General features: G+C 75.5%; 3 protein-coding genes. 1 reads left to right on the forward strand and 2 read right to left on the reverse strand.

What is annotated here, in order from left to right:
* The first annotated feature begins 207 nt into the window (after nt 1–207).
* Nucleotides 208–1,248, forward strand: a complete 1,041-nt coding sequence (locus tag ABZ885_RS34980; protein ID WP_360197948.1) for a DUF5954 family protein — start codon at nt 208–210, stop codon at nt 1,246–1,248.
* Here the strand turns inward: ABZ885_RS34980 and ABZ885_RS34985 are convergent.
* Together ABZ885_RS34985 and ABZ885_RS34990 are read right to left on the reverse strand one after the other, a co-directional pair.
* Nucleotides 1,224–4,487: a tetratricopeptide repeat protein gene (locus ABZ885_RS34985; protein WP_360197951.1), complete on the reverse strand. Its 3,264-nt coding sequence runs from the start codon at nt 4,485–4,487 to the stop codon at nt 1,224–1,226. The genes ABZ885_RS34980 and ABZ885_RS34985 overlap by 25 nt on opposite strands.
* On the reverse strand, nt 4,484–5,124 hold a 641-nt coding region (locus ABZ885_RS34990), incomplete at its 5' end, for an alpha/beta hydrolase (protein WP_360197954.1). The genes ABZ885_RS34985 and ABZ885_RS34990, both read right to left, overlap by 4 nt.

The following is a 5,124-nucleotide window of genomic DNA, read 5'->3' on the forward strand; positions in this document are numbered from 1 at the left end:
GGTTGCGCCCCGGACCGGCGGGGCGGGGCCCGTCCGATCTCTCCCCCCCCGGACGGGCCCCGCGCCTGCCCCGCGCCGTCCGGCAATCCGACACGTGCCGTGCCGCCCGGTGCGGGGAGGGCGCAGGATCCCACGGCCGTTGCCCGGCCGGCCGGACTTCCGGGATTACCCTGCGACGTGCGCCGGCGGTCCGCCGACAATGGCCGCATGGACGATGACGCCGTGCAGTTGCCCGCGCACCTCACCACGCGGGTCGGTCACACCGACGACCCGGTCGCCGCGGTGGTCGGCCTGGACGCCCGGGCGTCCCGCGAGCGGTACCCGCACCTGATGATGATGCCGCCCGCCTACGGCTGCGTGGAGCGCACCGGACAGGTCGCCTGGCGGGTCCTCGGTTACCACTCCACCACCCCGCAGATGGCCCGTGACGACCTCGGGCACTTCTTCCGCAGCTGGGCGCTGGCCGAGCCCGGATCCCGCTACGCCGCCCCCTGGGACGTCACCGACGAGGAGCGCGCCGCCTACACCGCCGCCCACGAGCGGATGGAGTGGGAGGCGTTGGACGAGATCGCCGTCGCGGGCCGCCGGTACCGGATCTTCCGGGCCGAGCAGGTGCTGCGCTCCGGTCCCGAGGGCATCGAGCCGCCGCGCCCGACCGACCCGGACCCGGCTGAGGTCGGCCAGGCCTACAGACTGCCGTCCCGGGTTAAGGGGTTCGTCATCGATCCGGCGGCCGGCGTCACCCTGGTCGACGGCATCCTGCGGCTCGACATGACGGCCCTGGTGCCGACCGGACGCGGCGTCCCGGAGGACGTCCGGGAGGAGGCCCGGCTCGCCTCCCGCCTGTACCCGAACGTCTTCGTGCTCCCGGTGCACTGCGCCGTCGCCGAGTACGAGGACGGCCGCTGGGGCCCGATGACCGGGGCCTGTGAGACGCCGCAGGCCGCCCGTGACAGCCTCGCCGCCTACCTGCGGGACTTCGCCCCGCGCCTGCACCCGGAGCTGCCCGAGGAGGACCTCGTCCGGTACGCGGCGGCCGCCGACCGCCTCGACGCCGAGTGCGGCCACGAACTGCACGCCGCCGGCCGGCAGTTCCGGCTGGTCCGGGTCGAGTCCGTGGTCCGGCTCGGCCCCGACGGCCCCGAGCCGCCCCGCACCTCCGACTGGGACCCGGACGTCCCGTTCCGGGTCCAGGAACAGCGGGACCGCGAGGCCGGCATCGTCTACGACGACGAGGACGACTGCTGACCGGGCCGCGCCGGCAGCGGCGCGGCCCAGGCGGCCGCCACCCCGCCGCCCGGTTCCCACCCGTACCGGCGCAGCCGCTCGGCCTCCGCGTCCCGCCCGGCCGTCCGGAGCGCCTCGCACGCCTGCCCGAGCGCTCCGGCCTCGCCGGCCTCCCCGGCCCGGCGGTAGCACTCCACTGCCTCCTCCACCCGCCCGGCCCGGCCCAGGCAGAGCGCCTGCAGGCCCAGCTCCTCGGCCGTCGGCTCCCGGTCGGTGGGCGCCAGTACCGCCAGCGCTTCCCTCAAGCGCCCCGCGGACTGCAACAGCTCCGCCGCCCGCCACCGGTCGGCGGGTCCGCTGCCGGTGTCCGTCGTGAGTGCGTCGACGGCGGCCTCCGTCCGCCCGGCCGCCATCAGCATTCGGGCCCGGTGCCACCCCGCATCGGGGTGGCCCAGCCCGGCCGCCCGTCCGAACCGGTCGGCGGCCTCTGTGAACCGTCCCGCCTTCTCCGACAACTGCCCGCCGGAGAGCAGGGCCTCGACATCGCCGTCCGCGCCCGCCCGGTCGTACCATTCCAGGGCCTCGTCGGCCCGTCCGGCGAAGTCGAGCATCTCCGCCCCCAGCCGGAGCGCTTCCAGGTCGGCGGCGCCGTCCGACCCGCGGGCGTGTCGGAGGAGTTCCAACGCCTCGTCCACCCTTCCCAACTCCTCCAGCCAGGCAGCCTCCTGGCGATGTGACCCTTCGCCGCTGACGGCTCCGGCCCGGCGCAGCAGGGTGAGCGCCTCGTCGTCCCGGCCGGCTCGCCGCAGCACCTCGGCGCCGTGGAGCAACGCGAACGGGTCCTCCACGCCTTCCGGACCACCCGCCAGGCCGAGCGCCGCGACGGCCTCGTCCACCCGCCCGATCTCCTCCAGAAGCCATGCCGCCCGGCGCCGGTCTCCGGTGGCGGAGCCGTCCGACGCGGAGGAGCGGTGCAGCAGGTCGAGCGCCTCGTCCGTCCGCCCGATCGCACGCAGCAGGTCCACGGCGCGCTTCAGCGCGGCCTGGTCGGACGCCACCACGAGCGGGCGAAGCAGCGTCAGAGCCTCCTCGCTGCGCCCGGCCGCGTGCAGCAGGCCGGCGGCCGGCCCGGCGGCGGTGCTGTCGCCGAGATCGAGGGCCTGTCGGTAGCGGGAAAGGGCGTCCTCGGTCCGCCCCATCCGGTGGAGCAGGGTGGCGGCCGGGTGCGCGGCGGTGGTGTCGCCGAGGTCGAGGGCCCGGAGGTACCGATCGAGCGCTTCCTCGCTGCGCCCGGCGGCGCGCAGCAGGTCCGCGGCCCGGATTGCGGCGGCGGTGCTCCCGTCCTCTGCCGCGCGGTCGTACCAGGGGAGGGCCTCGTCCAGAAGGTCTGCCTCGGCCAGCATCCCCGCGGCGGTCAGCAGGGAGGCAGGGCCCTCGGCGGCCACGGCGGTTGCCAGCGCTTGTCCGGCCTCGTCGGTGCGCCCTGCACGGAGCAGGATCGCCGCGGTCAGCCAGCACGCGGACACCCGGCCGCTGCGGCACGCAGGCCGGAGCCGGCCCACCGCCTCGTCGATACGTCCCTCGCGTTCCAGCAGTTCGGCGGCCTCGTTCACGGCCTCGGCGTCCGGTCCGGTCCCGGCGTCACCGTTGACGCGGTCTCCGGCGACGTACGCGTACCAGGCCAGCGCTGCTTCGGTGTGCCCGGCATCGCGGAGCAGGCGAGCCAGGTCGACTGCGGCCTCCGGCTCCTCCGCGGCGGCGGCCGTGAGCAGGCGGGCGGCCGTCCCGACCAGCCCCCGGTCGGCGGCGGACCGGGCCAGTGCACGGAGCTCGGAGCGCGCCGCGAATTCGGCCAGGGCGTGCCAGAGCGGTTCCGGTACCCGCGCGACCTGGCGTTCCTCCCGTCCGTACTGTTCGAGGAAGTCGGCCAGCCGGTAGTGCGGCTGGGGCGGCAGGACGCGGTCGGAACGGGGGCGTACGGTGGCCAGCGCCCCCGGGGTTCCGCGCACCGGCTCGGCGGCGAACGCCAGGGCGTGGTCCAGCCAGTCGTCGGGCAGCAGGTCGTACTGCTGGTCGGTCAGGTATCCGGGGGCGGCGGCTGCCAGCAGGGCGCGCGGCAGGTGCGGGCCGTGGCCGAGCCGCCGGGCGTCGACCGCGGCCTCGATCAGGGCCCGGACGGCCGGCCGGGCGGTCCGGTAGCGCTCCAGGAGCGCGGGTGCGCCGGCGAGGTATTGCGTGACGTGGCCGTCCTTGACCCGTTCGTGCGCCCAGGCGAGCCGGCGGTCCTCGGCGGCCAGTGCCCGTAGGGCCCGCAGGTCGGTCTCGCCGAAGACGTCAGGTACTCGCAGATCGTGGCCGGTGAGCAGGGCGCGGGCCTGGGAGTGCTCGTCGGTCAGGCGCTCCGGTGGCGGAACGGTGGTGAGGGCGGTCCAGTACTCGGGCCAGAGCGTGCCGAGGACGAGGACCGGTCCTCGCCCGGGGTCGTGCAGGAGCGCGCGCAGCCCGGCCGCTACGTGCTCCCCCAGTGGTCCGGCCTGGGCTCCGATGTAGAGCTGGCTGTCGTTCAGCCAGATCACGGTGTGGGCGTCCACCTGGCCCAGGGCGTCCCGGACCGCCTCCGGACCGTCCGGCTCGATCGGGTGCCAGAGCCGCCAGCGGGCGGGCAGTCGTTGGACCGCTTCCCAACAGGCCCTCGTCTTCCCGGTGTAGGAGGAACCGACCAGGACGGTCAGTGCGCTGCGGCCCTTCTCCGCGGTCCGGACGATCCGGGCCAGCTCGCGGTCGTGGGCCCGTACGACGTACGCCGGCAGGAGTGGCACCCCGTCCCCGTCCGGTTCGGCCGGCAGCTCGACGGCCCGGTGCACCTCCAGCGCGAACGGGTCGATGTGCTCCCTGACCGGCCGCCCCGGCACCGTGGTGAGTCGGGCTCGTGTCCACAGGTCCAGGACGGTCGCGCGTATCTCGGGAGCACTCCACCGGGCCTCCCGGGCGAGGGCCAGGGCGACGGCGAGCGTGTCTGCCTGCTGGGGCGGCAGATCGGGCGCGCCGATCACCTGGCTGACGGTGTCACGCAGGGGAGCGCCCGTCAGGTCGTCATCCTCGGCGACCAGCTCGACCATGCGGTCGAGGGTGGGACGTCCGGCGCCCAGGTAGAGCTGGTAGAGCAGTCGCTTCAGCTCGCCGAGGGCACCGGACCGGATCGGGGGCGGCTGGATCGGCCGTTGGCTGCTCGGCCGGGGCCCCGGTGAGCGCGGGCTCATCCGGCCAGCCAGGTGAGCGCGGTGGTCATCACCCGGAACGCACCGAAGTGCGCGGCGCCGGATTCCAGGAAGAGCGTGGCCTCGGGGATGTGGTCGGCCAGCCAGCGGGAGTGCTCGACCGGGGAGAACTGGTCGTCGGCGCCGTGCCAGAGCCAGGTGGGCACGGTGATGTCCTGCACCTGGAAGCCCCAGTCGGTGGTGAAGGCCAGCACGTCGTCGATCCAGCCGTCGGCGCCGTGCCGGAACGCCTCGCGGTAGCCGTCCTCCAGCATGTGCCGAACCCCGCTGTCGGCGATCACCTCTCGGTCTGCCGGGGCCAGGAGGGGCCGCAGCCCCTTCAGCAGGGCGATCGGGTCCGCCCTGACCTGTTGGGAGCGGAAGCGCATCGCGTCGGCGATCCGGTCGTGGCCGCGCTCGGCCTGCTGGTACGCCCGGATGTTGGACGGTGTCATCCCGTCGTACCAGTCGAGGCCGACGGCGTCCCGGGGGGCGAGGCCGATCAGGGCGGCGACGCGGGTGACCCGGTCGGGCAGGAGCGCTGCGCAGGCCAGCGCGTGCGGGCCGCCGCCGGAGCGCCCGAGCACCGCGAAGCGGTCCAGCCCGAGCTCGTCCGCGATGGTCCGGACGTCGGCCGCGG

This window comes from Kitasatospora sp. NPDC047058, assembly GCF_040643935.1.
Taxonomy (GTDB): Bacteria; Actinomycetota; Actinomycetes; order Streptomycetales; family Streptomycetaceae; genus Kitasatospora.